General features: G+C 67.7%; 23 protein-coding genes. 13 read left to right on the plus strand and 10 right to left on the minus strand.

From position 1 onward, the window contains the following. Window positions 1-34 precede the first annotated feature (34 nt). Window positions 35-2119, plus strand: a complete 2085-nt coding sequence (locus tag MTBSS4_RS02230) for a sodium-translocating pyrophosphatase (protein WP_173981766.1) — start codon at window positions 35-37, stop codon at window positions 2117-2119. Between the two features lie 102 nt (window positions 2120-2221). Here MTBSS4_RS02230 and MTBSS4_RS02235 read toward each other — a convergent pair whose 3' ends face one another. The 6 genes from MTBSS4_RS02235 to purM all read right to left on the minus strand — a co-directional run bounded on the left by MTBSS4_RS02235 (window position 2222) and on the right by purM (window position 7938). Beyond that, complete coding sequence (locus tag MTBSS4_RS02235) at window positions 2222-4228, minus strand: PAS domain S-box protein (protein ID WP_173981767.1); 2007 nt, start codon at window positions 4226-4228, stop codon at window positions 2222-2224. A gap of 11 nt (window positions 4229-4239) precedes the next feature. Further along, window positions 4240-4764: an adenine phosphoribosyltransferase gene (locus tag MTBSS4_RS02240; protein ID WP_173981768.1), complete on the minus strand. Its 525-nt coding sequence runs from the start codon at window positions 4762-4764 to the stop codon at window positions 4240-4242. Between the two features lie 55 nt (window positions 4765-4819). Continuing rightward, a complete protein-coding gene (locus MTBSS4_RS02245; protein ID WP_254432336.1) occupies window positions 4820-5197 on the minus strand; it encodes a glycosyltransferase family 9 protein in 378 nt (125 codons plus the stop codon). Further along, the gene (locus MTBSS4_RS02250) at window positions 5194-6183 is read right to left on the minus strand and encodes a glycosyltransferase family 9 protein (RefSeq protein ID WP_173981769.1); all 990 of its coding nucleotides are present in this window, start codon (window positions 6181-6183) and stop codon (window positions 5194-5196) included. Before MTBSS4_RS02250 ends, MTBSS4_RS02245 begins: the two co-directional genes overlap by 4 nt. Further along, window positions 6176-6787 (minus strand): phosphoribosylglycinamide formyltransferase, encoded by a 612-nt coding sequence (gene purN / locus MTBSS4_RS02255; RefSeq protein ID WP_173981770.1) that lies wholly within the window; start codon window positions 6785-6787, stop codon window positions 6176-6178. Before purN ends, MTBSS4_RS02250 begins: the two co-directional genes overlap by 8 nt. After that, window positions 6784-7938, minus strand: a complete 1155-nt coding sequence (purM, locus tag MTBSS4_RS02260; protein WP_254432337.1) for a phosphoribosylformylglycinamidine cyclo-ligase — start codon at window positions 7936-7938, stop codon at window positions 6784-6786. The genes purN and purM overlap by 4 nt, the downstream gene beginning before the upstream one ends. On the opposite strand from purM, the gene MTBSS4_RS02265 reads away from it, so the two are divergent. Genes MTBSS4_RS02265 through MTBSS4_RS02275 form a run of 3 tightly spaced genes read left to right on the plus strand, consistent with a single transcriptional unit; the run spans window position 7938 to window position 10819 of the window. Further along, window positions 7938-9011, plus strand: a complete 1074-nt coding sequence (locus MTBSS4_RS02265; protein WP_173981772.1) for a DUF2066 domain-containing protein — start codon at window positions 7938-7940, stop codon at window positions 9009-9011. The two genes, purM and MTBSS4_RS02265, sit on opposite strands and share 1 nt — an antisense overlap. A gap of 18 nt (window positions 9012-9029) precedes the next feature. Beyond that, complete coding sequence (locus MTBSS4_RS02270) at window positions 9030-10136, plus strand: AI-2E family transporter (protein WP_254432338.1); 1107 nt, start codon at window positions 9030-9032, stop codon at window positions 10134-10136. Continuing rightward, the gene (locus MTBSS4_RS02275; protein ID WP_173981773.1) at window positions 10133-10819 is read left to right on the plus strand and encodes a DNA replication protein; all 687 of its coding nucleotides are present in this window, start codon (window positions 10133-10135) and stop codon (window positions 10817-10819) included. Before MTBSS4_RS02270 ends, MTBSS4_RS02275 begins: the two co-directional genes overlap by 4 nt. Here the strand turns inward: MTBSS4_RS02275 and MTBSS4_RS02280 are convergent. Then, on the minus strand, window positions 10761-11309 hold the full coding sequence (locus tag MTBSS4_RS02280; protein ID WP_173981774.1) for a histidine phosphatase family protein: 549 nt from the start codon (window positions 11307-11309) through the stop codon (window positions 10761-10763). The two genes, MTBSS4_RS02275 and MTBSS4_RS02280, sit on opposite strands and share 59 nt — an antisense overlap. Window positions 11310-11400: 91 nt before the next feature. On the opposite strand from MTBSS4_RS02280, the gene MTBSS4_RS02285 reads away from it, so the two are divergent. From MTBSS4_RS02285 to radC, 8 genes are all read left to right on the plus strand, one after another. Further along, a complete protein-coding gene (locus MTBSS4_RS02285; RefSeq protein ID WP_254432339.1) occupies window positions 11401-13548 on the plus strand; it encodes an RNA degradosome polyphosphate kinase in 2148 nt (715 codons plus the stop codon). 10 nt (window positions 13549-13558) lie between these two features. After that, window positions 13559-15043 carry a Ppx/GppA family phosphatase gene (locus MTBSS4_RS02290; protein ID WP_173981775.1) on the plus strand — a complete coding sequence of 495 codons (1485 nt, stop codon included), beginning with the start codon at window positions 13559-13561 and terminating at the stop codon, window positions 15041-15043. Beyond that, on the plus strand, window positions 15040-15495 hold the full coding sequence (locus MTBSS4_RS02295; protein WP_173981776.1) for a YaiI/YqxD family protein: 456 nt from the start codon (window positions 15040-15042) through the stop codon (window positions 15493-15495). Before MTBSS4_RS02290 ends, MTBSS4_RS02295 begins: the two co-directional genes overlap by 4 nt. A gap of 150 nt (window positions 15496-15645) precedes the next feature. After that, entirely contained in the window at window positions 15646-16086 is a 441-nt protein-coding gene (gene rpsF, locus MTBSS4_RS02300) for a 30S ribosomal protein S6 (RefSeq protein WP_173981777.1), read from the plus strand. Beyond that, window positions 16086-16361 (plus strand): 30S ribosomal protein S18, encoded by a 276-nt coding sequence (gene rpsR, locus MTBSS4_RS02305; protein WP_217425481.1) that lies wholly within the window; start codon window positions 16086-16088, stop codon window positions 16359-16361. Before rpsF ends, rpsR begins: the two co-directional genes overlap by 1 nt. A 22-nt stretch (window positions 16362-16383) precedes the next feature. Next, the gene (locus tag MTBSS4_RS02310) at window positions 16384-17337 is read left to right on the plus strand and encodes a hypothetical protein (protein WP_173981778.1); all 954 of its coding nucleotides are present in this window, start codon (window positions 16384-16386) and stop codon (window positions 17335-17337) included. A 1-nt stretch (window position 17338) separates the two neighbouring features. Beyond that, window positions 17339-17905 carry a 50S ribosomal protein L9 gene (rplI, locus tag MTBSS4_RS02315; protein WP_173981779.1) on the plus strand — a complete coding sequence of 189 codons (567 nt, stop codon included), beginning with the start codon at window positions 17339-17341 and terminating at the stop codon, window positions 17903-17905. Between the two features lie 165 nt (window positions 17906-18070). After that, on the plus strand, window positions 18071-18781 hold the full coding sequence (gene radC / locus MTBSS4_RS02320) for a DNA repair protein RadC (protein WP_173981780.1): 711 nt from the start codon (window positions 18071-18073) through the stop codon (window positions 18779-18781). 7 nt (window positions 18782-18788) lie between these two features. Here the strand turns inward: radC and MTBSS4_RS02325 are convergent, their stop codons facing one another. The 3 genes from MTBSS4_RS02325 to MTBSS4_RS02335 are packed head-to-tail and all read right to left on the minus strand — an operon-like array spanning window position 18789 to window position 22995. Next, complete coding sequence (locus MTBSS4_RS02325) at window positions 18789-19589, minus strand: ferritin-like domain-containing protein (RefSeq protein ID WP_254432340.1); 801 nt, start codon at window positions 19587-19589, stop codon at window positions 18789-18791. After that, complete coding sequence (locus tag MTBSS4_RS02330) at window positions 19586-20038, minus strand: peroxiredoxin (protein WP_173981782.1); 453 nt, start codon at window positions 20036-20038, stop codon at window positions 19586-19588. The genes MTBSS4_RS02325 and MTBSS4_RS02330 overlap by 4 nt, the downstream gene beginning before the upstream one ends. Next, window positions 20035-22995: a bifunctional [glutamine synthetase] adenylyltransferase/[glutamine synthetase]-adenylyl-L-tyrosine phosphorylase gene (locus tag MTBSS4_RS02335; RefSeq protein ID WP_254432341.1), complete on the minus strand. Its 2961-nt coding sequence runs from the start codon at window positions 22993-22995 to the stop codon at window positions 20035-20037. Before MTBSS4_RS02335 ends, MTBSS4_RS02330 begins: the two co-directional genes overlap by 4 nt. Window positions 22996-23077: 82 nt before the next feature. Between MTBSS4_RS02335 and MTBSS4_RS02340 the strand changes: the two genes are divergently transcribed. Further along, a complete protein-coding gene (locus tag MTBSS4_RS02340; RefSeq protein ID WP_173981784.1) occupies window positions 23078-26266 on the plus strand; it encodes an AsmA-like C-terminal domain-containing protein in 3189 nt (1062 codons plus the stop codon). The last annotated feature ends 19 nt before the right edge of the window (window positions 26267-26285 follow it).

Raw genomic sequence — 26285 nt, forward strand, 5'->3', positions numbered from 1 at the left:
CGCTGAGAAGATTCATCAGGGGACTCGAACCAAAATGACCAACCTCTTCGTGATCGCATGCGGCGTCCTGGCGCTGCTGTACGGGGTCTACGCCATCAAGTCGGTGATGGCGACCTCGGCCGGCACCGCCCGGATGCAGGAAATCGCCGCCGCGGTTCAGGAAGGCGCTGCCGCCTATCTGAACCGTCAGTACACCGCCATCGCCTATGTCGGCGTCGCCGTGACCATCATCCTGGCCTGGCGTCTCGGCATCTATCAGGCCGTCGGCTTCGTCATCGGCGCCGTGCTGTCGGGCGTCGCCGGCTATGTCGGCATGAACGTCTCGGTGCGTGCCAACGTCCGCACCGCCGAGGCCGCCCGTTCCGGCGGCATGCAGCAGGCGCTTGACGTCGCCTTCAAGTCGGGCGCCATCACCGGCCTGCTGGTGGTTGGCCTGGGCCTGATCGGCGTCGCCGGCTACTATCTGGTGCTGAAGAATGTCGGCATCGATCCGCGCGGCCTGCTGGAGTCTCTGGTGGCCCTGTCGTTCGGCGCCTCCTTGATTTCCATCTTCGCCCGTCTCGGCGGCGGCATCTTCACCAAGGGCGCTGACGTGGGCGCCGATCTGGTGGGCAAGGTCGAGGCCGGAATTCCGGAAGACGATCCCCGCAACCCGGCCGTCATCGCCGACAACGTCGGCGACAACGTCGGCGATTGCGCCGGCATGGCCGCCGACCTGTTCGAGACCTATGCGGTGACCGTGGTCGGCACCATGCTGCTGGGCTCGATCTTCTTCACCGGCGCCGCCCAGGAAAGCATGATGATGCTGCCGCTGGTCATCTGCGGCGTGTGCATCTTCGCCTCCATCGTCGGCACCTTCTTCGTGAAGCTCGACGCCACCAACAACATCATGAAGGCGCTGTACAAGGGCCTGATCGTCACCGGCGTGCTGTCGGCGGTGCTGATCGCCGTCATCATCAACGTGATGCTCGGCGGTTTCGGCGCCACCTTCGAGACCTCCACCAAGCTGGTCATCAGCGGTTCCGGCCTGTTCGCCTGCGCCATGGTCGGCCTGGTCGTCACCGGCCTGCTGGTGTGGATCACCGAGTACTACACCGGCACCGACTACCGTCCGGTCAAGTCGGTGGCCCAGGCCTCGACCACCGGTCACGGCACCAACGTGATCCAGGGTCTGGCGGTTTCCATGGAAGCCTGCGCCCTGCCGGTGATCGTGATCTCGATCGCCATCATCGTCACCTACAAGATCGCCGGCCTGTTCGGCATCTCGGTGGCGGCGACCACCATGCTGGCCCTGGCCGGCATGATCGTGGCGCTGGACGCCTACGGTCCGGTGACCGACAACGCCGGCGGCATCGCCGAGATGGCGGAACTGCCCAAGGAGGTCCGCAAGATTACCGACGCGCTGGACGCCGTCGGCAACACCACCAAGGCGGTCACCAAGGGCTACGCCATCGGCTCGGCCGGCCTGGCCTCGCTGGTGCTGTTCGCCGCCTATACCGAGGACCTGAAGCACTACTTCCCCAAGCTGAACGTGACTTTCAGCCTTGAGGACCCCTATGTGGTGATCGGCCTGTTCCTCGGCGGTCTGCTGCCCTATCTGTTCGGCGCCATGGGAATGCAGGCGGTCGGCCGCGCCGCCGGTTCGGTGGTGGTGGAAGTCCGTCGCCAGTTCAAGGAAATCCCGGGCATCATGGAAGGCACCGGCAAGCCCGATTACGGTCGTGCCGTCGACATGCTGACCAAGGCCGCGATCAAGGAAATGATCGTTCCCTCGATGCTGCCGGTGCTGTCGCCGATCGTGCTGTACTTCGTGATCCTGCTGGCCGCCGACCAGAAGGCCGCCTTCACCGCGGTCGGCGCCATGCTGCTGGGCACCATCGTCACCGGCCTGTTCGTCGCTATCTCGATGACCTCGGGCGGCGGCGCGTGGGACAACGCCAAGAAGTACATCGAGGACGGCCATCATGGTGGCAAGGGGTCCGACGCCCACAAGGCGGCGGTCACCGGCGACACCGTCGGCGATCCCTACAAGGACACCGCCGGCCCGGCCGTCAACCCGATGATCAAGATCATCAACATCGTCGCCATTCTGCTGCTGGCGATGGTCGCGGGTCACTGATCACCGGACCTTGAGTGAAACGGAAAGCCCCGGTCGGAAACGGCCGGGGCTTTTTGCTGTCCCGGGTCTTCCGCGGTTGCGGAGGACGGGAACGCGCCGGGGTTACGCCTCCGCCGTCGCGCCGGACCGAAGAATGCGGGCGGCCGGAAGCGATACGGTGGCGGTGGTGCCCTTGCCCGGCTCGCTTTCCAGGTCGAGGGTGCCGCCATGGGCGGCGATCAGCGCCTTGGTCAGCGGCAGGCCGAGGCCGCTGCCCTCGTACTTGCGCGACAGCCTGGTATCGGCCTGGACGAAGGGTTCCATCACCCGCACCATGTCCTCGGCGGTCATGCCGATGCCGGTATCCTGGATGCGGATGATGAAGGCTCCGGCGGCGTCCACCCGCGTCGACACCGTCACCCGGCCGCCGTCGTCGGTGAACTTGACGGCGTTGGACAGCAGGTTGAGGACGATCTGGCGCATGCGCCGCTCGTCCGCCAGCAGCAGCGGCAGGTGCGGCGGCACGTCCTCGACGATGTCGATTCCTGCATTGGCGGCGCGGCGCGCCAGCATGCGTCCCGAGGTGCGGATGATGTCCGCCATGTCGACCGGGCTTTCCTGAAGGTCGGTCATGCCGGCCTCGGCCTTCGACATGTCCAGGATATCGTTGATCAGTTCCAGCAGATGCATGCCGCTTTCGTGGATGTCGTCCACGTAGGTTCGGTAGCTGGCCGGTTCCAGCGGCCCGAAGATCTCGTGCTTCATCATCTCGGAGAAACCGATGATGGCGTTGAGCGGCGTGCGCAGTTCGTGGCTTATATTGGCGAGGAAGGTGTTCTTGGCGCGGTTGCCGCGTTCGGCCTCCTCCTTGGCGATCCGGAGGGTTTGCTCGGTGCGCTTGCGGTCGGTGACGTCGGTGAAGCTGAGGATCAGGCCGCCGCCCGGCATCGAGGACGACCGCACTTCCATGATGACGCCGTTGGCCGCCGAGTGCTCGAACACCATTTCCGGCCGCTGGCGGATGTTCTCGGCCAGATCGCTGGTGAGGCGCACCGCGTCGGGCCCCTGCGGGCAGTCGCTGGCCGCCAGCAGCGCCATGAACAAGGAGATGTCGATGGTGCCCGGCGTGATTTCCGCCTTGGGCAGGCCCAGCATGCGGATGGCCGCTTCGTTGAGCGCGATCAGGGAATCATCGGCGTCGAACACCGCCAGCCCCTGGGCCATGTTGTCCATGATCGCCTGCAACCGGGTGGCCTGGGTGCGGAAGCGGGCCTCGCTTCGCACCAGGGCGTTTTCCACCTGCTTGCGCTGGGTGATGTCGCGCACCACGCCGATGAAGGTGATCATGTCGGCGTCGCGCATTTCGGCCACGGCCAGATCGATCGGGAAGATGCGGCCGTCGCGGCGCAGTCCCTGAACCTCGCGGCCGCTGCCGATGATGCGGCGCAGGCCGGATTTCAGATAGTTGTCGATGTAGGAATCGTGGCGCGAGCGGTCCGGTTCCGGCATCAGCATGTTGATGTTGCGGCCGACCACCTCGTCGGCGGCATAGCCGAAGATGCGTTCGGCGGCGGTGTTGAACGACAGCACCGTTCCGCTCTCGTCGATGGTGATGATGCCATCGACCACCGTGTCCATCACCCCCTTCAGCCACGCGACGGTGTTTTCCAGCGACAGCTGGGCCTGCTTGCGGATGGTGATGTCGCGCAGGATGCGCAGCCAGCCGCCATCCTTGATGCGGTAGGCGTTGACCATGACCCAGTGGCCGTCGCGGAACTGTTCCTCGACATTGGTGGCATCGTCCGAGGCCAGCCAATCGGGGCCGTGCCCCTCGGCGCGGGCGAGGGCGGCCATCATCTGGCCGAACGGCGCGCCGGGCTCGATCAGGGGGGTGATCGGCTTCAGCAGGGAACGATAACGTTCGTTGCAGGTGATCAGGCGATTGGCGGAATCGTACAACGCCACGCCGTCGGTGCCGTTGCTCAGCGCGTCCACCAACTGGCGCTGGGCGGCGGCGGCGGTATCCGGCGGCGGCGGCGGCGGCCGGCGGCGCAGGACGGTTGCCAGGGCCAGCGTCGCCGCCGATCCCGCCACCGCCCCCAGCAGCGCCGCCTGAACCGTGATGTCCATCCCGTGCCGGCTTACTCGTCGTAGGCGGCGAGGCTGGCGAAGGGAACGTCCAGTTCCCTCAGCCGCTGGCGGCCCGGCAGGAAGTTCAGTTCGATGATGCTGGCGGCGCCGGTCACATGGGCGCCGATCTTGCGCAGCAATTCGATGCTGGCGCCCAGCGTGCCGCCGGTGGCCAGCAGATCGTCCAGCACCACCACGCGCTGGCCGGGTTCCACCGCGTTTTCCTGAATCTCGATGGTGTCGGTGCCGTATTCCAGGGCGTAGTCGTGGCGGATCGTCTTGCCCGGCAGCTTGCCCTTCTTACGCAGCATGACGAAGCCGCAGCCCAGCTTCAGCGCCAGCGGCGCCGCCACCAGGAAGCCGCGGGATTCGATGCCGGCCAGCACGTCGGGCTGGAACCGGCGCACCTCGCGGGCCAACCGGCCCATGGCGACCTGCCAGGCGTCCGGATGGGCCAGCAGGGTGGAGATGTCGTAGAACAGGATGCCCGGCTTGGGAAAGTCGGGAACGCCGCGGATATGGTCCTTGATGTTCATGATGACGCTCGCGTTACATGGATTCGGGGCATCGTAGCGGCAGGGTCGGCCCCGGTCAAAGCAAACACTTCTCCAGGGATTTCGCGACCTCGGCCGGCGGAATGGCCTCGATGGCGTCGGAACCGAAGTCCTGGGCGCGCAGGATGGTCAGCCGAACGGCGGACGGGGCGAACTTGTCGGCCGGCGTCGGTCCGAACAGCGACACCAGGGGGATGTCGGCGGCGGCCAGCATGTGGCCGGTGCCGCTGTCATTGGCCAGCGCCACCCGCAACCGCCGCCCCAGGGCGATGGTGAGCAGGGGCGAGAGCATTCCGGCCTCTATCTGTTGCAGCGGCAGCAAGGCAGTGGGGACCGCCGTCCGAATCGTGTCGATCCAGCCGCTTTCCGCCGGCCCCAGCAGGAAGACCGGAACCGCTCCCCTGGCGGNGGTCAAAGCAAACACTTCTCCAGGGATTTCGCGACCTCGGCCGGCGGAATGGCCTCGATGGCGTCGGAACCGAAGTCCTGGGCGCGCAGGATGGTCAGCCGAACGGCGGACGGGGCGAACTTGTCGGCCGGCGTCGGTCCGAACAGCGACACCAGGGGGATGTCGGCGGCGGCCAGCATGTGGCCGGTGCCGCTGTCATTGGCCAGCGCCACCCGCAACCGCCGCCCCAGGGCGATGGTGAGCAGGGGCGAGAGCATTCCGGCCTCTATCTGTTGCAGCGGCAGCAAGGCAGTGGGGACCGCCGTCCGAATCGTGTCGATCCAGCCGCTTTCCGCCGGCCCCAGCAGGAAGACCGGAACCGCTCCCCTGGCGGCAAGATGGTTGGCCATCTGGCAGAAGCGGTCCAGCGGCCAGCATTTGTGCTTGCCGCCGGCTCCGGGAGCAAAGCCGGCATAGACCGGGCCGGGCGGCAGCAAGGTTCCGGCCAGGACTTCCACATCGGGCAGGTGGGGCAGGGGAGTGCCGGCGGCGACGGGCCGGCCGGCGGCAAGCTCCGCCAGCGCCATCAGCTGCGCCGCCATGGCCGGCGGTCGTCCGGCGGAGGCCGGGCGGGAATCGGACAGCAGATACCCCGCCGCCGCCGAGATGAAGCGGCGGTGGCGGATGCGCTTCAGGATCAGGGTGGTCATCAGCCGGCGCTGGGTGTCGATGATAAGGTCGAAGGCCCGGCCGGGCAGGGGATCGCGCAGCAATTCGGCCGGGCGGCTGCCGATTCCGGCCTCGTCCATCACCTCGTCGATCAGTCCGCTCACCAGCGGCGCCAGCGCATCGGCGTAGACGGTGTGTCCCTTGCCCGCCATCCAGGTGATGCGGGCGGCGGGGAAGGCGGCGCGCAACGCCCGGACGAACGGCAGCTTGATCAGGCCGTCGCCGACCGCGTCCAGGCCGACATAGACCAGGATGGAGGTGGGAACGGACCCGGGCTCAGGCATCCCGGATCAGGGCGCGGTTGCCCTCGACCGTCACCCGGTCCTCGGCCAGCAGCCGCAGCGCCAGGGGATAGGCCTTGTGCTCCTGCTCCAGCACGCGGGCGGCGAGGCTGTTCTCGTCGTCGCCGGCCAGAACCGGCACGGCGGACTGAACCAGGATGGGGCCGTCGTCCAGATCGGGCGTCACCAGATGGACGGTGCAGCCGTGCAGCTTCACCCCGGCCTCGATGGCGCGGCGGTGGGTGTGCAGACCCTTGAACGAGGGCAGCAGCGACGGATGGATGTTGATCATCCGATCGCGCCAGCTTTCGACGAAGCCCGCCGACAGCAGGCGCATGAAGCCGGCAAGGCAGATGATCTCGATTCCGGCGGCCCGCAGGGCGTTGTCCATTTCTGCGTCGAAGGCCTCGCGGGACGCAAATCCCCCGTGGGGGATGACCAGGGTGGGAATGCCGGCCTTGGCCGCCCGCTCCAGGGCGTAGGCGCCGGCGACGTTGGAGATCACCAGCGCGATGCCGGCCGGATAGGCCGGATCGGCGCAGGCGTCGATCAGGGCTTGCAGGTTGCTACCCCGTCCCGAGACCAGTACGCCGACCTTCCGTCTCACGCCCAGCCGTCCTGGTTCAATACCTGACTCTGGGCCTCGTCGCCGACCCGCCGGCGGATGCGGCCGATGCGCCGCACCGTCTCGCCATGGGCCGTCAGGATGCGTTCGGCCTCGTCGGCCTTGCCGGGGGCCGAGACCACCACCATGCCGATGCCGCAATTGAAGGTGCGGGCCATTTCGTGGGCGGCGACGCCGCCTTGCCGGGCCAGCCAGACGAAGACCGGCGGCAGGGTCCAGGCCGATCCGTCGATCTCGGCCACCACGCCTTCGGGCAGAACGCGCGGCACGTTCTCGATCAGGCCGCCGCCGGTGATGTGGGCCAGCGCCTTGATGGTGTTGGCGCGGATGGCGGCAAGGCAGCTCTTCACATAGATACGGGTGGGGTCCAGCAGGGCCTCGCCCAGGGTGCGGCCGGGGGCGAACGGAGCCGGCTGGCCGTAGGACAGGCCGCCCTTCTCGACGATGCGGCGCACCAGGGAAAAGCCGTTGGAATGGACGCCGGTGGAGGCAAGCCCCAGCAGCACGTCGCCCTCGGTCACGTCTTCCCGGGGCAGCAACTGGCCGCGCTCGGCGGCGCCGACCGAGAAGCCGGCCAGATCGTAGTCGCCGGGGCCGTACATGCCCGGCATCTCGGCGGTCTCGCCGCCCACCAGGGCGCAGCCGGCCTGCCGGCAACCCTCGGCGATGCCGGCGACGATGCTGGTTCCGGCGGCGACATCCAGCTTGCCGGTGGCGAAGTAATCCAGGAAGAACAGCGGCTCGGCCCCCTGGACCACCAGATCGTTGACGCACATGGCCACCAGATCGATGCCGACGGTGTCGTGCCTGCCGGCTTCGATGGCGACCTTCAGCTTGGTGCCGACGCCGTCGGTGGCGGCCACCAGGATCGGGTCCTTGAACCCGGCGGCCCTGGGGTCGAACAGCGCGCCGAATCCGCCGAGACCGGCGGCGCCGCCGGAGCGGGCGGTGGATTTGGCGAGCGGCTTGATGGCCTCGACCAATGCCTCGCCGGCGTCGATGTCGACGCCCGCGTCGCGGTAGGTCAGGCCTTGCTTGTCGTCGTGCGCGGGAATGGGCTTCCTCGTATGCTTCGGTGTGGTATGGTCGGCGCGGAATTCGGTGGAAGATACTTGATCCCGGACGGTTTGCAATGGCTTCTCTCCGCCTTGTATGGGGCGCGCTGATCCTGTCGGCCTGGCTGGCGGCATCGCCGGCGGCGATGGCGGCCGACGCCTTCGCCGTGCGCGGCATTGACGTGGACGTGACCGCGGGCGGCGTCGCCGGCGCCAAGGAACAGGCTATGGCCGAGGCGGAGCGCGTCGGCTTCCGCCGATTGCTGGAACGCCTGACCATGCCCGCCGACCATGTTCGCCTGCCCGGGGGGGAGGCGGCGCAATATGTCCGGGACGTTTCCATCGAGCGCGAGCGATCCTCGGCGGTACGCTACATCGCCACCCTGACGGTACGCTACAATCCCGTCGCGGTGAAGAAGCTGCTGCGCGATTCCGGCATCAAGTACGCCGAACCGCGCTCCCGCCCGGTGGTGATCGTGCCGCTGTTCCGGCCCCAGGGCGGCGGCCGGCCGGTGCTGTGGGACGATCCCAATCCGTGGCGGGCGGCCTGGGCGGCGCAGGGAACCGGCGGCTTGGTGCCGTTGGCGGTTCCCGCCGGAGACACCGCCGATCTGGCCACCCTGACCGTGGACAAGGCGCTGGCCCTGGACGCCGAAGCCCTGGGCGCGCTGGGCGCGCGGTTCCGTACCGGCGACGTGGTGGTGGCGGTGGCGTCCGTCAATTCCGCCGGCACTGCCGTGGATGTGGGCCTGATGGGAGCCCCCGGCGTGCTGCGGCCATTCGAGACCCGCTCCTATCCCTTGCCCGATGGCGACGTGGAGGCCGGGCAGCGCGTCGCCGCCCTCGACATCGCCGCCGGCTTCGATGCCGCCTACAAGCAGCAGAACCTGCTGGCTTTCGACCGGGCCGGCACCATGGGCACGCTGGTGCCGCTGCGCGGGCTGGAAGACTGGCTGATGGTGCGCGAGCGCCTGGGCGGGGTGCCCATGGTGCGGCGCTGGGAGATCGTGTCGCTGTCGCGGGAGGAAGCCGCCCTGGTGCTGCACACCGTGGGCGAGCCCGAGCAGATCAAGGCCGCCCTGGCTTCGGCCGGTCTGGCGCTGGACTGGAACGAGGGCTATTGGACCATGCGGCTGGCCGTGCACAGATAGGATTGGGGGAAGACGACCATGATGCTGGATCGGCGGATGCAGCCGGCCATGACACCGGCCCAGCGGATCAGGTTCTGGGCTTTCTGCGCCCTGCTGTTCCTGGTGGCGCTGTATCTGCTGCGCGGGGTGCTGCTGCCGTTCGTGGCCGGCATGGCCATCGCCTATTTCCTCGACCCGCAGGCCGACCGGCTGGAACGGCTGGGCCTGTCGCGGGTCTGGGCCACCGGCCTGATCACGCTGGCGTTCTTTTCGGTGTTCGGGGTGCTGCTGTTCCTCCTGATTCCGGTGCTGGAGCAGCAAGTCTCCACCTTCGTGCAGCGCCTGCCCGGCTATGTGGCGACCCTCAACGAGCGGGTGCGGCCGCTGCTCAAGGATATTTACGATCACCTGACGCCCGCCGAGGTGGAAAAGCTTCAGGGGTCGCTGGGCGCCTATGCCGGCACCGTCGCCGGCTGGGGGCTTGACCTGTTGAAGCAGGTGCTGACCGGCGGAATCGCCGTGTTCGGCATCTTGTCGTTGCTGTTCATCACCCCGGTGGTGACGTTCTATCTGCTGCGCGACTGGGACCGGATGACCGCCACCATCGACGGCTGGCTGCCGCGCCATCACGCCGACACCATCCGGGAGGAACTGCGCGAGGTCGACCGCACCCTGGCCGGTTTCGTCCGCGGTCAGGCCACGGTCTGCATCGCCATGGCGACCTTCTACGGCATCGGCCTGACCCTGACCGGCCTTGACCTTGGCCTGATGATCGGCATCGGCACCGGTCTCGGCGCCTTCGTGCCCTATGTGGGCATGCTGATCGGCTTGATGGCCAGCGTCGGACTGGCGATCGCCCAGGGGGGCGAGCCGTTCCTGCTGGGCGGCGTGGCGGTGGTGTTCATCCTCGGCAACATCCTGGAAGGCAACATCCTGACTCCCAATCTGGTGGGGGATCGGGTGGGGTTGCATCCGGTATGGATCATCTTCTCGCTGCTGTCGGGGGCGGCGCTGTTCGGATTCGTCGGCGTGCTGCTGGCGGTGCCGGTGGCGTCGGTGGTGGGGGTGGCGACCCGATTCGCCATGGGCAGGTATCGGGCGAGTTCGCTTTACACCGGCAGCGGAGAGCCCGACGGCCAGCCATGACCGAGGCTCAGATTCCTCTCGATCTCGGCCATCGTCCGGCCCTGACCGACGCCGATTTCCTGGTGGCGCCCTGCAACGCCGAGGCCCATGCCTGGCTGGAGCGCTGGGCCGGCTGGCCCGGACCGGCCTCGGTGATCCATGGCCCCGCCGGCAGCGGCAAGACCCATCTCGCCCGGGTGTTCGCCGTCGCCAGCGGCGCCGTCACCATCGCCGCCGCCACCCTGGGCGTGGCCGATCCCCCCCGCCTGCTGGCCGTGTCGCCGGTGGTGGTGGTGGAGGATTGCGACCGGGGCGGTCTTGACGAGGCGGCGCTGTTTCACCTGATCAATCTGGTGAAGGAGACCGGCGGCCGCCTGCTGCTGAGCGGGCGCGAGCCGCCGTCGCGTTGGCCGGTCACGCTGCCCGACTTGCGCTCGCGGCTGCTGGCGATGCCGGCGCTGGCCATCGGCGCCCCCGACGACGAGGTGTTGGCGGCGTTGCTGGTCAAGCTGTTCGCCGACCGTCAGCTTCGCGTTGGAGAAGACGTGGTGTCCTATCTGCTGGGGCGGATGGAGCGCAGCTTCGCCGCCGCCGCCCGGCTGGTGGAGCGGCTGGACCGCGCCGCCATGGCCGGGCGCCGCGCCGTCACGGTTCCGTTGGCGCGGGCGGTTCTGGAGACGGCTCCAGATCCTTCGGCCGGGTGAAGGCGACAAGACGGCCGGTGCCGGCCTCGATCTCGCTCCAGCGGCCGATATCCAGCTCGATCTCGGCCAGGGCACCTGTCGAGAACTTGGCGCCCAAGCGGGCCAGCGCCTCGGAATCGCCGTGATTGCCGGCCAGCGCCTGCGCCAGATTGGCGAATCCGGGGTTGTGGCCGATCAGCATCACCGAGGCGATGTTGTCGTCCAGGCGGCGCAGCCGGTGCAGCAGGGCGCCGCGGCCGGCCTCGTAAAGCTCGTCCTCGATGGCGACGGGGACCCCTTCCAGCTTGGGCTCGATGATGTCCCAGGTGGACCGCGTGCGGCGGCTGGACGAGACCAGAACCAGGGCCGGCCGGATGTGGCCGGCCTCCAGGAAACGGGCCATGGCGCGGGCCGCCAGCCGGCCGCGCTTGGCCAGCGGCCGGTCGATGTCGTCCATGCCGGCGTCGTCCCAGTTGGACTTGGCGTGGCGGAGCAGGAAGAGTTTTCTCATGTTCGTCATCGACCGGGTCATGACAGGCCTGTGCCAAGCATATATAAATGGTGATGGGGACGCCAAGCTACCCTATCGGAGAAACGTCGTCATGACTTCGCAGGCTGCGGATACATCCGCCATCGGCATGGATTCCAAGGAACGCTTCATCAATCGCGAGCTTTCCTGGCTGGCTTTCAATGCCCGCGTCATCGACGAGGCGTACAATCACCATCATCCCCTGCTGGAACGTTTGCGGTTTCTGTCCATCTCGGCGGCGAACCTGGATGAGTTCTACATGGTTCGCGTCGCCGGCCTGAAAGGGCAGGTCGAGGCCGGGGTGATGACCACCAGCCAGGACGGCCTGACCCCGGCGCAGCAACTGGTGGCCATCAACGCCAAGGCGGCCGATCTGCTGTCGGCGCAAAAGCGCTGCTGGCGCGAGCTGAAGGACGAGATGCGCGACGCCGGCATCAAGGTGATCGACCGGACAGAACTGCTCAAATCCGACATGAAGTGGCTGGAAAACCGCTTCATGGAAAACGTGTTTCCGGTCCTCACGCCGCTGGCCATCGATCCGGCGCATCCGTTCCCGTTCCTGCCCAATGCCGGCTTCGCCATGGTGCTGCACCTGTTCCGCCTGGAGGATGGCGACGTGCTGCGGGCGCTGCTGCCCCTGCCCAGCCAGGTCGAGCGCTTCACCCGCCTGCCCGGCGACGATATCCGCTTCCTGCCCCTGGAAGAGCTGGTGCTGGTGTTCATCGGCCACATCTTTCCCGGCTTCAGGGTCGAGGGGCACGGGCTGTTCCGGGTCATCCGCGATTCCGAGATGGATATCGACGAAGAAGCCGAGGATCTGGTTCGGGTGTTCGAATCGGCGCTGAAGCGCCGCCGTCGCGGCCATGTCATCCGTCTGACCTTCGACGCCGGCATTCCCGAGGACCTGAAGCGGCTGGTCATCGCCGAGATGCATGTGGACGAGGAGGACGTGTTCGAGATCGACGGCCTGCTGGGGCTGGTCGACACCCGCAAGCTGATCGTCGACGAACGGCCCGATCTTCTGTTTCCGCCCTACAACGCCCGATTTCCCGAACGGGTGAGGGATTTCGGCGGCGATTGCTTCGCCGCCATCCGCAAGAAGGACATCGTCGTCCACCATCCGTTCGAAAGCTTCGACGTGGTGGTTCAGTTCATCCGTCAGGCGGCCCGCGACCCCCAGGTGGTGGCCATCAAGCAGACCCTGTACCGCACCAGCGCCGACAGCCCCATCGTCAAGGCGCTGGTGGAGGCGGCCGAGGCCGGCAAGTCGGTCACCGCCATGGTCGAACTGAAGGCCCGCTTCGACGAGGAGGCCAATATCCGCTGGGCTCGCGACCTGGAACGGGCCGGCGCCCAGGTGGTGTTCGGATTCCTGGAATTGAAGACCCATGCCAAGATATCGCTGGTGGTGCGCAGGGAAGGCGGCTCGCTGGTCTCCTACGTTCATTTCGGCACCGGCAACTACCATCCCATCACCGCCAAGATCTATACCGACCTGTCGTTCTTCACCTGCGATCCGGCGCTGTGCCGCGACGCCGCCAAGACCTTCAACTACATGACCGGCTACGCCACGCCGGACAAGCTGGAAAGCCTGGCCATCGCGCCGATGTTCCTGCGCAAGAACGTGCTGCGGCTGATCGATGACGAGATCGACAACGTCAAGGCCGGCAAGCCCGGCGCCATGTGGCTGAAGATGAATTCGCTGGTCTGCCCCCAACTGATCGACGCGCTGTACCGCGCCTCGCAGGAGGGGGTGAAGATCGACCTGGTGATTCGCGGCATCTGCTGTCTGCGTCCCGGCGTGCCCGGCCTGTCCGAGAACATCCGGGTCAAGTCCATCGTCGGGCGGTTCCTCGAACATTCCCGCATCTTCTGCTTTGGCAACGGCCATCGCCTGCCGTCGCGCCATGCCAAGGTCTACATCTCGTCGGCCGACTGGATGCCGCGCAACATGGACTGGCGGGTGGAATCCTTCGTTCCCATCGAGAATTCCACCGTTCACCGGCAGGTTCTCGACCAGATCATGGTGGCGAATCTCAAGGATCAGGCCCAGACGTGGCTGCTGCGGCCCGACGGAACCTACGAGCGCTTCCTGGCGGCGGAGGGCGCGTTCAGCGCCCACACCTATTTCATGACCAACCCGTCCCTGTCCGGACGCGGCAGCGCCGGCGCCGGCGAACGGAGCCGCAAGCCCAGGCTGCACGTCGGCCAGCCGGCATGACGGTCCGGTCATGAAGATCAAGCTCCGCCAGGAGCCCATCGGCATCATCGACATAGGGTCGAACTCGATCCGCCTGTGCGTCTACGACATCGCCCACCGGGTGCCGGTGCCGCTGTTCAACGAGAAGGCGGTGTGCGGTCTCGGCATGGGCATCGGTTCGACCGGACGGCTCAATCCGGATGGAATCGAGACGGCCCTGGCCGCGTTGGGCCGGTTCGTGACCCTGTGCCGCGCCATGGACGTCTCGCGCCTCGACATCCTGGCGACCGCGGCGGTGCGCGACGCCGCCGATGGCGAGGCCTTCGTCCGCGAGGTGGAACGGCGCCACCGTGTCCGGATCAAGGTGCTGTCGGGCGGGCAGGAGGCCAAGATGGCGGCGATGGGAGTGCTGTGCGGCACGCCGGACGCCAACGGCATCGTCGCCGACCTGGGCGGCGGCTCGCTGGAACTGGTGACGGTGGAGGGCGGCGATTTCGGCCGTTTCGTCACCATGCCGCTCGGCATGCTGCGGCTGGCCGAGGCGTCGGGCGACAATCGCGACCGCGCCGGCTCCATCGTCGAGGGCCATCTCAACCACATTTCCTGGCTGAAGCAGGGCAGGGGGCGCAACATCTACGCCGTCGGCGGCGCCTGGCGCGCCATCGCCCGCATCTGCATCAACCAGACCCAGCACCCGCTGACCGTTCTGGACAATTTCTCGCTGGAGGCGAAGGAGGCGCTGCGCATCCTCGAACTGGTCTCCCAGCAAAGCCGCAAGTCGCTGGAGAAGATTCCCGGCGTGTCGCGCAAGCGGGTGGGCGGCCTGCCGCTGGCCGCCCTGATTCTGGGCAAGGTGGTCCGCGCCGTGCAGCCGGCGCGGCTGGTATTCTCCATCTACGGCATGCGGGAAGGGCAGTTCTTCAAGCGGCTGCCCGACAAGATGAAGACCGAGGACCCGTTGCTGGCGGTGTGCCGCCAGATGGCGATCCTGAATTCCCGCTTTCCCGAGCATGGCGACGAATTGCTGGCCTGGACGGCGCCGCTGTTTCCCGGCGAGACCCCGCGCGAGACCCAGCTTCGCCACGCCACTTGCCTGGTGTCGGACATCTTTTGGAACGAGCATCCCGACTATCGGGCCGAACAGGCGTTCCTGCGCATTCTCCGCCTGCCGTTCATGGGGGTCGGCCACCGTCACCGCGCCGCCATCGCCTTCGCCATCTATTGCCGCTATCAGGGCAACGAGGACTCGCCGCTGGTCCAGCGCGCCATCGGCCTGATGGAGGAGGGCTGGCTGCATCGCTGCCGGGTGGTCGGGCTGGCGCTTCGTCTTGCCCATACCTTGTCGGGGGGGGCGCCCAACCTGCTGCGCCAGACCCGGCTGTTCGTCGAGAACCGGCTGCTGGTGCTGGAAAGTCCCGCCGCCAATCCCGCCTTCGCCATTGATGCCGAACGCGCCTTCGACCGTCTCGCCAAGGCCCTGGATTGCGAGGCGCTGGCGGTCAGGCGGATCAATTGATCCGCATATTCATTGACGGCGACGCCTGCCCGGTCAAGGACGAGGCGTTCAAGGTGGCGGCCCGCTACGGGCTCAGGACCATCGTGGTGGGCAATGCCTGGCTGCGGCTGCCCGATGATCCGCTGCTGTCCATGGTGGTGGTGCCCGAAGGTCCCGACGCCGCCGACGACCGCATCGCCGAGATGATCGAGGCCGCCGATATCTGCGTCACCAACGACATCCCGCTGGGCGGCCGCTGCCTGGCCAAGGGGGCGCTGGCCATCCGTCCCAACGGCAAGCCGTTCACCGAGGCGTCCATCGGCGACGCCATGGCGACGCGGGAACTGATGAACGCCCTGCGCGAGACCGGCGCCATCACTGGCGGACCGGCTCCGTTCTCCAGGCAGGACCGTTCCCGCTTCCTGTCGGCGCTGGATACCATGGTGCATCAGGCCAGGCGGATGAAACGCTGATCCTGACGCCGGTCGTGGCCTTGCATCCGCCCTGGTTTTGTGTATAGTGCGCCGCTTCCAACCCTTGCCGTCTCCCGTCCGGGATGCCGGCTATGCCCGTTCGTCCATTGGGGATGGACGGGAAGAGAAAAGCCAGAAGGGGTTTTTCACATGTCTTTGTACGAATGCGTGTTCATCGCGCGCCAGGACATCTCCGCCCAGCAGGTGGAGACCCTGACCGCTGAACTGACCAACATCCTCGCCCAGGGCGGCGGTTCCGTCTCGAAGACCGAGTACTGGGGCCTGCGCAACATCGCCTACCGGGTCAAGAAGAACCGCAAGGGCCATTATGTCCTGCTGAACATCGACGCGCCGTCCGCCGCCGTAAAGGAAATGGAGCGCCAGATGTCCATCAACGAGGACGTGCTCCGCACCCTGACCATCCGTGTCGAGGAACTGGAGGAAGGCCCGTCGGCCATGATGCAGTCCAAGAACAGCCGCGACGAGCGTCCGCGCCGTGGCGACGGTGAAGACCGTCCCCGCCGTGAAGATCGTGGCGACCGTCCGCGTCGTGACGACCGCGAACCCCGTCGCATGGAAGGAGGCGAGTAATGTCCGACGACAAGATGAACGAGCGTCCGCGTCCCGCCGCCGGCGGCGCCCAGCGCCGTCCCTTCTTCCGCCGCCGCAAGACCTGCCCGTTCTCGGGCGAGGGCGCGCCGAAGATCGACTACAAGGACACCAAGCTGTTGAGCCGCTTCATTTCCGAGCGCGGCAAGATCGTGCCGTCCCGCATCACCGCGGTGTCGGCCAAGAAGCAGCGCGAACTGGCCCAGGCCATCAAGCGTGCCCGCTTCCTCGGTCTGCTGCCCTACGTGGTGAAGTGAGTTCGGGACCGGCCGGGTCGTGATGACCGGGTCGATTGGCATCGCGCTGGCGTCGGGACTGCTGTCTTCTGTGTTGTTCCTGGCGCTGGCAAAGGGCTTTGCCGCCGGTGTCCTGCTGTCCTATGTCGCCCCCCTGCCGTTGATGATGGTGGGGCTGCATCGGGGGTTCAGGGCGTCGCTGGTGGGAGGTTTGGCCGCCATGGCCGCCGTGTCCGCCGTCGCGGGAGGGGTTTTTCCCCTGCCGTACGCGCTGACGGCGGTCCTGCCCAGCCTGGTTGTGGTCCGTCAGGCGCTTTTGTGGCGTGTCAACGCCGATGAAAGCGTCGAATGGTATCCGCCGGGGCTGGTGCTGGGATGGCTGACCGGCATGGGCGCGGCGCTGATTCTGATCGGCGCCGCCCTGGTGCCCGGTCAGACTTCGGGTGGGGAGACGGGGGGAGTCGAGGCCTGGGTCGCCGATACCGTCGGCAGGATTCTGGAACTCATGGCTCCGTCGCTTTCGGTCGGGCAGCGCGACGAAATGCTCGGCTGGTGGGTCCCGTTCTTTCCGGCCATGGTGGTCGGTTCGTGGCTGGTGATGGTCATCGCCAACGCCGCCGCGGCGCAGGGCCTTCTTGCCCGGTTCGGCAAAAGCCAGCGTCCGACGCCGGCCTACCGGAAGCTGGAGCTTCCGTTCTGGCTTGGGGTGATGCTGGTGGGGGCTTCGGCGGTGGGATCGATGGTCGAGGGCGACCTTGGCTATCTCGCCCGCAGCGTGGCCGTGGTGACGCTGATCCCGTTCGCTCTTCTGGGGCTGGCGGGAATGCATGGATGGGTCGCCGGCCGGCCAAACGCGGGGTTCGTCCTCGCGGCGATGTATACGGTTCTGTTCCTGGCCTCGGCATGGGTGTTCATACCCATCGCCGGTCTGGGACTGGTGAGGTTCGTGACGCGATTCCGCCCCCGGCAGGATGCCGCCGGCGGAAAGGAGGAATAAGATGGAAGTCATCCTGCTCGAACGCATCGAGAAGCTGGGTCAGATGGGCGACGTGGTCAACGTCAAGCCCGGTTTCGCCCGCAATTTCCTGCTGCCCCAGAAGAAGGCGCTGCGCGCCTCCAAGGACAATCTGGCCTTTTTCGAGGTGCAGCGCGCCCAGTTGGAGGCCGTGAACCTCAAGCGCCGCGACGAGGCCCAGGCCGTCGCCGACAAGATGGCCGGCCTTGCCGTCCTGATGGTCCGTCAGGCCGGCGAGAGTGGTCAGCTGTACGGTTCGGTGTCCGGCAAGGACGTGGCCGACGCCGTCAAGGCCGCCGGCTACACCGTCGAGCGCCGTCAGGTCAATCTTGATAACCCCATCAAGACCCTGGGCAGCTATGCGGTGCGCGTGTCGCTTCACCCCGAGGTGTCGGTGATCGTGACCGTCAATGTCGCCCGTTCTCAGGAGGAGGCCGAGCGCGCCGCCGCCGCTGCTGCCGCCCAGGCCGCCGCCGAGTCCGACGCCGCCGACGAGGTCGAGGCCGAGACCGAAGTGGGCGAAGTCGCCGACGAGCCCGCCCAGGACTAAGGGCGTTCTCCACTGAACGGATCGCTCCCTCCCCCCGATGTGTCGGGGGGAGGGAGCGATGTCGTCCGGGTCATGCCCGCCATTGGTTTCGCCCGTTCGGCTTGTACGCCGTCGGCAATACGGATATTCGTTGGTCTCGCCCGCTTCTTTTGGGGGGAGAGGACCATGACCAAGCCCGCCGAGGCCCAGGCCTTGCCCGATCCGTCGGGCGGCGATCACAAGGGCCACCGCGAGCGGCTGCGCCGACGCTTTCGCGATGCCCCCGGAGCCTTGCCCGATTACGAATTGCTGGAGATGCTGCTGGGCATCGCCATTCCGCAGCGGGACGTCAAACCCCTGGCCAAGGCCCTGATCCGGCGGTTCGGCAGCTTCGCCGACGTGGTCACGGCCGAGGTCGAGGACCTGCGGGCGGTCGACGGCATCGGCGATGTCGCCGCCACCGCCCTCAAGGTGGTGCGCGAAGCGGCGATTCGTCTCGCCCGGGCGCCGATCCTGAATACCGTGGTGATATCCAACTGGGATACCCTGCTCGATTATTGCCGGACCGCCATGGCGACCCTGCCCATGGAGCAGTTCCGCCTGCTGTTCCTTGATCGCAAGAATGCCCTGATCGCCGACGAGGTGCAGCAGACCGGCACCGTCGACCATACCCCGCTCTATCCGCGCGAGGTGGTCCGGCGCGCCCTGGCGCTTCATGCCAGCGCGGTGATCATGGTCCACAACCATCCGAGCGGCGACCCGAAGCCGTCGAAGGCGGACATCGATATGACCCGGGTGGTTCGCGATGCCCTGGCGGCGGTCGACATCCAGCTTTACGACCATGTGGTGGTGGGGCGCAAGGGCCACGCCAGCTTCAAGGCCATGGGGCTGTTGTGATCCGCGGTCATTTCCGGGCCAGCGTCTCGTACCAGTGGCGGGGAAAACGGGCCTTGGCCCGGGCGTCGTGATTGAACGGCGGCTTCAGTCCGGCGGGATAGCGGTCGTTCATCCAGGCGTGAAAGGCGGTTCCCGCGTCCTGGTTCCGCCGCTCCGCCAGGAAGGTGAACCAGCGTACTCCCGCCGCCACATGGTGGATTTCGTCGTTGAAGATGATTTCCAGTGCCGGCGGCGTCAGGGTGTCGCCATTGCGCGACAGCTTGTCGATGGTGGCGGGCGTGGTGTCGAGGCCCCTGGCCTCCAGGGTCATGGGCACCACGGCGAGACGCGCCATGGGGTCGTCGGCGGTCTTTTCCGCCGCCTGCCACAGACCGTCATGGGCGGGCAGGTCGCCATAGCGGCTGCCCAGCCGGTTCAGCAGGTCGTCCAGCATCTCGAAATGGCGGGCCTCGTCCAGCGCCACCCGCACCCAGTCGTCATAGAAGCGTCTGGGCAGTTCGTGGCTTGTGAAGCGGGCGACGATGTCCCAGCCCAGGTCGATGGCGTTCAGCTCGATATGGGCCAGGGCGTGAATCAGGCTGATCCGGCCGCGATCGCCGCCATAGGAGCGCCGGGGCATGTCCTTGAACGGCAACAGCCGTGGTTTTTCCGGCCGTGCCGGGCGGTCGGGGGGCGGACAGGCACCCACCTCCACGATACGGCCCTCGGCCCAGTCGGCGGCGATGGCGCGGGTCAGGCGGCATTTCTCCGCCGGATCGGGCGTGGTGAGGACGGCGGTTGCGGCTTCGGCAAGGGTTCGGGTCGTCACAGCGCCCTGGCCGCCTTCAACACCTCGTCGACATGGTCGGTAACCTTGACCTTTCGCCATTCGGCCCGCACCACGCCGTCCTTGTCGATCAGGAAGGTGGAGCGCTCGATGCCCATGTACTGGCGGCCATACATGCTTTTCTGCTTCCACACGCCATAGGCCTCGCACGCTGTTCCGTCGGGATCGGAGCCTAGGCGGAACGGCAATTGGTGCTTGGCGCGAAATCTGGCGTGGCTGGCCACCGAATCCTTCGATATCCCCAGGATCTCGATTCCGGCGGCCTGGTATTCGGCAAAATGATCGCGGAAGGCCTTGGCCTGGCTGGTGCAGCCCGAGGTGTCGTCCTTGGGATAGAAGTACAGCACCAGGGTCTTGCCCCGGTAGTCGTCAAGGCTGGCGGCGCCGTCGTCGCAATCCATGGCGAAGGCGGGGGCGGGATGTCCGATCATGCGGGCTCCTTGATGGTCTTGGCCGGTTCGGCCACCAGCCGGGTGAACACCTCGAACGCCGCCGTGGCGCAATCTTCCATGCGGTCGGTCAGGGTCTTGAAATCGGTCAGGCCGGCGGTGCGCACCAGCACGTCCTTGAGACCCCGTGGCGCGGTGGCCTCGTCGAAGCCGCCGGCGATGGTCTGGCGCAGCACCGTCTGGATCGAGGTCCACAGCCTCAGCGCCTCGACCAGCGCGTCGCGGTCGGCGCGTTCCAGCACGCCGCAGGCGCAGGCGTTCTCCAGCGCCTGGGCGGTATTGGACTCCAAGATGCCGGGATGGGCCGCCGCATGGGCCAGTTGCAGGTATTGGGCGGTGAACTCGATGTCCACCAGCCCGCCGCGCAGATGCTTGACCTCCCAGGGCGAGGCGGCCTTGTGCTCCCTGGCCATGCGTTCGCGCATCTCGGCGACGTCGGCTACCAGCCTGGCGGCATCTCGCGGTCTGGTCAGGGTCTCGGCGATCACCGCCCGGACCCGTTCGGCCAGGGCCGCATCGCCGGCCACCACGCGGGCGCGGGTCAGGGCCATGTGCTCCCAGGTCCAGGCGGCCTCCTCCTGGTAGCGGCGGAACGCCTCCAGACTGGAGGCGATCGGGCCGGAATTGCCCGACGGGCGCAGGCGCATGTCGACCTCGTACAAGGTCCCCTCGCCGGTCTTGGCGGTCAGCGCGTTGACCATGCGCTGGGTCAGGCGGGCGAACCAGGTGGCGGTGGCCAGGGGGCGGCCGCCATCGGATTCCTCGGCCTCGGGCGGGGCGTCGTAGACCAGGATCAGGTCCAGGTCCGAGGTCGCCGACATCTCGCGCCCGCCGGCCTTGCCCATGGCGAGAATCACCCAGGCGCCGCCGGGGACCCGGCCATGGGCGCGGGCGAGTTCGTCCTCGACGCGGGGCGACAGCAGTTTCAGCACCGTGCCGGCGACGTCGGACAGGGCGCGGGCCGCGTCGGTGGCCTCGATGACGTTGCGCAACGTCAGGACGCCCACCTGGAACTTGCGGTCGTTGGCCCAACTGCGGGTGACGTCGAGCACCTGCTGGAAATCGTCGGCCTGATCGAGCGCCTTGGCCAGATCGGCTTCCAGTTCGGCCGGCGGCGGCAGCGCCTCGAAGAAGCGGGCCTGAAGCACCGAATCCAGCAAGGTGGTGTGCCGTGCCAGATGCTCGGCCAGCAGGGGGGCGTCGCCCATGATCTCGGCGACCAGATCAAGCAGCGACGGATTGGCGTGGAACAGCGAGAACAGGGGCACCCCGGCCGGCAACCGCCCCAGGAATTCGTCGAAGCGCATGAAGGCGTCGTCGGGGGCGGCTGTGGTCGCCAGCGCCGACAGCAGCGCCGGCGTCAACTCCGTAAGCAGTTCGCGGGCGCGGGTGGACCGGGTGGCGCGGACGCGGCCGTGATGCCAGCCGCGAATGGTCGAACACACCGCGTCGGCATTGCCGAAGCCCATGCCGGTGATGGTGTGGACGGTCTCGGGGTCGTTCTCGCCGCCGGTGAATACCAGGTTGCCGCCCGCGCCCAGGGCGGGGGCGTCCTCGAACAGGCCGGCATAGTGGCTCTCCACCGCCTGGAGATGGGCGGTCAGTTCGGCGGCGAAGGGGGCTAGGCCGTCATGGCCCATGAAGGCGGCGATCTCGGCCAGCTGTTCGGGATTGGAGGGCATGGTCTGGGTCTGCTTGTCGTCCACCATCTGAAGCCGATGCTCCAGGGTGCGCAGATAGCGGTAGGCGCGGGCCATGTCGGCCACCGCCTCGGGCTGGACATGGCCGGCCGCCGCCAGGGCCTCCAGGGCGGCGATGGTGCCCGGTACCCGCATTTCCGGCTGACGGCCGCCCCAGATGAGCTGTTGGGTCTGGGCGAAGAACTCGATCTCGCGGATGCCGCCGCGGCCCAGCTTGACGTTGTGGCCGGCCACCGCGATGGAGCGTCCGCCCTTGTGGGCGTTGATCTGGCGCTTGATGGAGTGGATGTCCTGGATGGCGGCGAAATCCAGCGACTTGCGCCAGATGAAGGGGCGCAGGAACTTGAGGAAGGCGGCTCCGCTTTCGGCGTCGCCGGCCACCTGACGCGCCTTGATCATGGCGGCGCGTTCCCAGTTCTGGCCGAAACCTTCATAATAGGCCTCGGCCGCCACCAGGGCGACGGCCGGCGGCGTCGAGCCGGGATCGGGCCGCAGCCGGAGGTCGGTGCGAAAGACATAGCCGTCGGCGGTACGCTCATCCAGGATCCTCACCAGATCCTTGGTCAGGGCGATGACGCATTCCTGAATGCTCTTGCGGCCGGTGTAGACCATCTTTTCGTGGTCGTAGAACACGATCAGGTCGATGTCGCTGGAGTAGTTCAGCTCCAGGGCTCCCAGCTTGCCCATGCCCAGCACGATCAGGCCGGAATCGCGTTCCGGATCGTCGGGATGGGCAAGCTCCAGGGTGCCGCGCTCGGCTTCCCGCCGCAGCAGAAGGGCGACGGCAAGACGGATGGCGGTTTCGGCCAGCCGCGACAGCGCCTCGGTCACCTGATCAAGCCGCCACGCCCCGCCCAGGTCGGCCAGGGCCGCCAGCAGCGAGCCCCGCCGCTTGGCGACGCGAAGGCCCTTCATCAGGCGGTTGATGTCGGTTTCCCGTTCGAAATCGGCCTTCAGGTCCGCCAGCAGCCGGTCAAACGCGGCATCGGGGCCGGTATCCAGGATTTGGCGGAGGAAAGCGGGCTCGTTCTCCAGGCACAAGGTGAGAAATGGACTGTTGCCGAAGATGCCGCGCAGCAATTCGCCGATCTCGGGCTGCCGGGGCAGGGCGCGCATGAAGGCGGCCAGACCGGCGTCGTCGACGCCGTCGGCGGCCTCGTGCCAGCGCGCCAGCCCGATGGCGGCGCGGTTGGCGTCGGCGACGCGGGGGAATAAAGCTTGGTTCAGCGGAAAACTCACCTTGTGCGGCCCCATTCGTTGTGGTTGCTTCACACTGCGGAATACGAGAGCAGGGGTCAAGGGAGCATGGAGGCGGTAACGGGTGGTTCACGGCACCGTTAGAACCCTGTTCCAACTCATCGGGGCCATCCTGGTGGGGTTGCTGATCGCGGTTCCCATCCTGATCTGGCGGCTGTCGTCCGGACCGGTCGCGCTGGACTTTCTCACGCCCTATATCGAGCAGGCGCTGACCGCCAGGGACGGCGCGCTGTCGGTGCGGCTGGACGCCACCGTCCTCACTCTGGGCGACGACAACCGCATGCTGGAGATTCACGCCCGCAACGTCCGCGCCCATGTGGCCGGCGCCGAGCAGCCCATCGCCTCGGTTCCCGACATGGGGTTCAGCCTCAGCGGCCGGGCGTTGCTGCGCGGCGTCGTCGCGCCCCACGCCATCCGTCTGAACGGGGCGCGGGTCCGGCTGGTGCGCGATTCCTCCGGAGTGCTGCAATGGGGCATCGGCGGCGGGGAAGGAGGCAGCCCCCGGTCCGAGACTCCCACCGATGCCGGAGCGGTGGTGGCCGCCATCAAGGACGCGCTGCTGGGTGATCCCGATCCGCGCAAGCCCGGACGGGCACTCCAGAGCGTTTCCATCCACGATGCCGACATCCTGGTGGAGGACCGGCGGCTGGGAACGTCGTGGCATGCCTCGGATGCCGACCTGGCCATCCGCCGGGTGGCCGACGGCATCGCCGCCGCCGGGACCTTGCCGCTGGACCTGGCCGGCGAGAAGGGCGGGGTCTCGCTGGAGGCGGTCTATCGCAAGGCCGACGGTTCGACCGACGCCACCTTTCGGATCGTCGGCATCAGGCCGGCGATGCTGGCCCGCTTCGGCGGCCCGATGGCGCCTCATCTCGACGTCATCGACATGCCGCTGGGAGGCACCATCCAGGGGCGGCTTGACGGCGACGGCCGGCTGGACCGGCTGGGCTTCGACCTGTCCGGCGGAGCCGGAACCCTCAATCTGCCGGCGCCGTTCTCGTCGCGCCGGCCCGTGGCCTCGGCGTCGCTGCGCGGCGAGATGGGCGCGGCCATGACCCGGCTTGATCTCGCCGAGGCCCGGCTTGACCTGGGCGGGCCGGTCATCACCCTGGCGGCGGTGGTGGACGGTCTGGGGGGTGAGACCAGCATCAAGGCCGAGGGCAATGTCAGGGACGTCCCGGTGGATTCGGTGCGCGACCTGTGGCCGAACGGGCTGGCCCAGAACGCCCGCGACTGGGTGATCCCCAATCTCACCAAGGGCATGGTGCGCGAGGCCGGCATCGTCATTTCGGCGCGCTCGCCCTCGGGGCGGTTCGACGACGTGGCGATCGACCATCTGAGCGGCGAGGTGCATCCCGAGGGCGTCACCGTCGACTATCTGCGGCCCATGCCGCCAGCCCGCAATGCGGCGGCGGTGTGCACCTTCGACGCCCACACCTTCCGTATCGCCATGACGGCGGGCGAGGTCTACGGCCTGAAGCTGAGGGAAGGCACCATCGTCCTGTCCGGCCTGGACAAGGAGGACCAGTTCGCCGACATCGATCTGGCCATCGCCGGGCCGGCCACCGACGCCCTCAGGCTGATCGACAACCCGCCGCTGCGCTATGCCCGGGCGTTGGGGATCGAACCGGCCAGGGTCGGCGGCGACGCCGTCGCCAGGGTACGGCTCACCTTTCCGCTGCTCAAGGATCTCCGGCTGGACGATATCGGCGTCAAGGCCAGCGCCACCGTCAGGAACGCCCGCATTCCCCAGGTGCTGATGGGGCTGGACCTGACCGACGGCACCCTGGCGCTCGACGTGGACGCCAAGGGGTTGGACGCCACCGGGCCGGTGGTGGTGGGCACCATTCCCGGCTATCTGGAGTGGCGCGAGAATTTCTCCGCCAAGGGGGCGCCGTTCCGAAGCCGCTACCGCCTGAAGGCGCCGGAGGTGAACGAGGACCAGCGCCGTCTGCTGGGCCTGGACGGCCCCCCCTTCGTGGCGCCGTTCGTGGCCGGGCCGGTGGCCGCCGACGTGGTCGCCACCTTCTCGGACGGCGGCCGGGGTATGATCGAGGCCAAGGTCGACATGACCGCCGCCCGCATGCGGCTGCCGGGGCTGGGGTGGTCCAAGGAGGAGGGCAAGCCCGCCGCCGCCGACGTGTCGGTGCGGTTGGAGCGGAAACAGATCGCCTCGGTGCCCGGTTTCAGCGTCAGGGCCGGCGACCTGGAGGCGGACGGACAGGTGAGCTTCACTCCGGACGGCGCGGCCCGGCGGATCGAGTTCGGCCGGTTGGCCTATGGCCGCACCAATGGCGAGGGAACCATCACGCTGCGTCCCGACAAGGCCGGCCTCGACATCGTCTTCAAGGGCGCCAGTTTCGACGCCCGGCCGCTGATCGCCCGCGACGAGGCGGCCAAGGGCGGCCTGGCCCGGCCGGAGGAGCGGGACAAGCCGCCGCCCATGGCGGTCAGCGCCAACGTCAGGACGCTGTGGGTCTCGGACAAGGGCTTCCTGGCCCTGGCCACGGCCAGGATGAGCCGCGACGCCGAGGAGTGGCGGACCATGACCCTGAAGGGTTCGCTTCCCGCCGGCCGGAACTTCACGGCCACCCTTCAGCCCGGCTCTTCCCGGCGGCGCGATTTCACCGTCGCCTCCGACGATGCCGGCGCGGTGATGCGGGCCTTCGACGTCTATGGCGACATGGCCGGCGGCGATCTCGTCATCGAGGGCCACATCGACGACAGCCGGCCGGACCAGCCCTTCATCGGCACCGCCAGGGTCTCGGACTATCATATCCGCAACGCGCCGGCGCTGGCGCGGCTGCTGACCGTGGCGGCCCTGGCCGGCATCCTGGATCTGCTGAAGGGCGAGGGGGTCGGCTTTTCGTCGCTGGAAGTACCGTTCACCCTGTCGGATGGCTTGCTGGAGATCAAGGACGGCCGAGCCTGGGGGGCGGCCCTGGGGCTGACCGGCAAGGGACAGATCGATCTCGACCGTTCCAACATGGCGCTGGAAGGCACGGTGGTGCCGGCCTACGCCCTGAACAGCGTGCTTGGCAACATTCCGCTGCTGGGCTGGCTGGTGACCGGCGGCGAAAAAGGTGGCGGCATCATCGCCTTCAATTACAGCATGAAGGGACCGACGTCGGATCCGAGCGTGGTGGTCAACCCGTTGTCGGCGCTGACTCCAGGCTTCCTGCGCAAGCTGTTCAACATCTTCGACGACGGCAGCGAGACCGACGCCCGCAAGGGAGTCGACAAGCCGCGCTGACATCATTCCGGCCCCACGA

It is taken from the genome of Magnetospirillum sp. SS-4, from assembly GCF_902729425.1.
Lineage (GTDB): Bacteria > Pseudomonadota > Alphaproteobacteria > Rhodospirillales > Magnetospirillaceae > Phaeospirillum.

Coding starts and splice junctions, on each gene's coding strand:
- MTBSS4_RS02230 (WP_173981766.1), top strand. CDS start 35: ATGACCAACCTCTTCGTGATCGCATGCGGCGTCCTGGCGCTGCTGTAC.
- MTBSS4_RS02310 (WP_173981778.1), top strand. CDS start 16,384: ATGACCGGGTCGATTGGCATCGCGCTGGCGTCGGGACTGCTGTCTTCT.
- MTBSS4_RS02275 (WP_173981773.1), top strand. CDS start 10,133: ATGACCGAGGCTCAGATTCCTCTCGATCTCGGCCATCGTCCGGCCCTG.
- MTBSS4_RS02330 (WP_173981782.1), bottom strand. CDS start 20,038: ATGATCGGACATCCCGCCCCCGCCTTCGCCATGGATTGCGACGACGGC.
- rpsF (WP_173981777.1), top strand. CDS start 15,646: ATGTCTTTGTACGAATGCGTGTTCATCGCGCGCCAGGACATCTCCGCC.
- MTBSS4_RS02265 (WP_173981772.1), top strand. CDS start 7,938: ATGGCTTCTCTCCGCCTTGTATGGGGCGCGCTGATCCTGTCGGCCTGG.
- MTBSS4_RS02280 (WP_173981774.1), bottom strand. CDS start 11,309: ATGAGAAAACTCTTCCTGCTCCGCCACGCCAAGTCCAACTGGGACGAC.
- radC (WP_173981780.1), top strand. CDS start 18,071: ATGACCAAGCCCGCCGAGGCCCAGGCCTTGCCCGATCCGTCGGGCGGC.
- MTBSS4_RS02270 (WP_254432338.1), top strand. CDS start 9,030: ATGATGCTGGATCGGCGGATGCAGCCGGCCATGACACCGGCCCAGCGG.
- MTBSS4_RS02250 (WP_173981769.1), bottom strand. CDS start 6,183: ATGCCTGAGCCCGGGTCCGTTCCCACCTCCATCCTGGTCTATGTCGGC.
- rplI (WP_173981779.1), top strand. CDS start 17,339: ATGGAAGTCATCCTGCTCGAACGCATCGAGAAGCTGGGTCAGATGGGC.
- MTBSS4_RS02285 (WP_254432339.1), top strand. CDS start 11,401: ATGACTTCGCAGGCTGCGGATACATCCGCCATCGGCATGGATTCCAAG.
- MTBSS4_RS02290 (WP_173981775.1), top strand. CDS start 13,559: ATGAAGATCAAGCTCCGCCAGGAGCCCATCGGCATCATCGACATAGGG.
- rpsR (WP_217425481.1), top strand. CDS start 16,086: ATGTCCGACGACAAGATGAACGAGCGTCCGCGTCCCGCCGCCGGCGGC.
- MTBSS4_RS02240 (WP_173981768.1), bottom strand. CDS start 4,764: ATGAACATCAAGGACCATATCCGCGGCGTTCCCGACTTTCCCAAGCCG.
- MTBSS4_RS02235 (WP_173981767.1), bottom strand. CDS start 4,228: ATGGACATCACGGTTCAGGCGGCGCTGCTGGGGGCGGTGGCGGGATCG.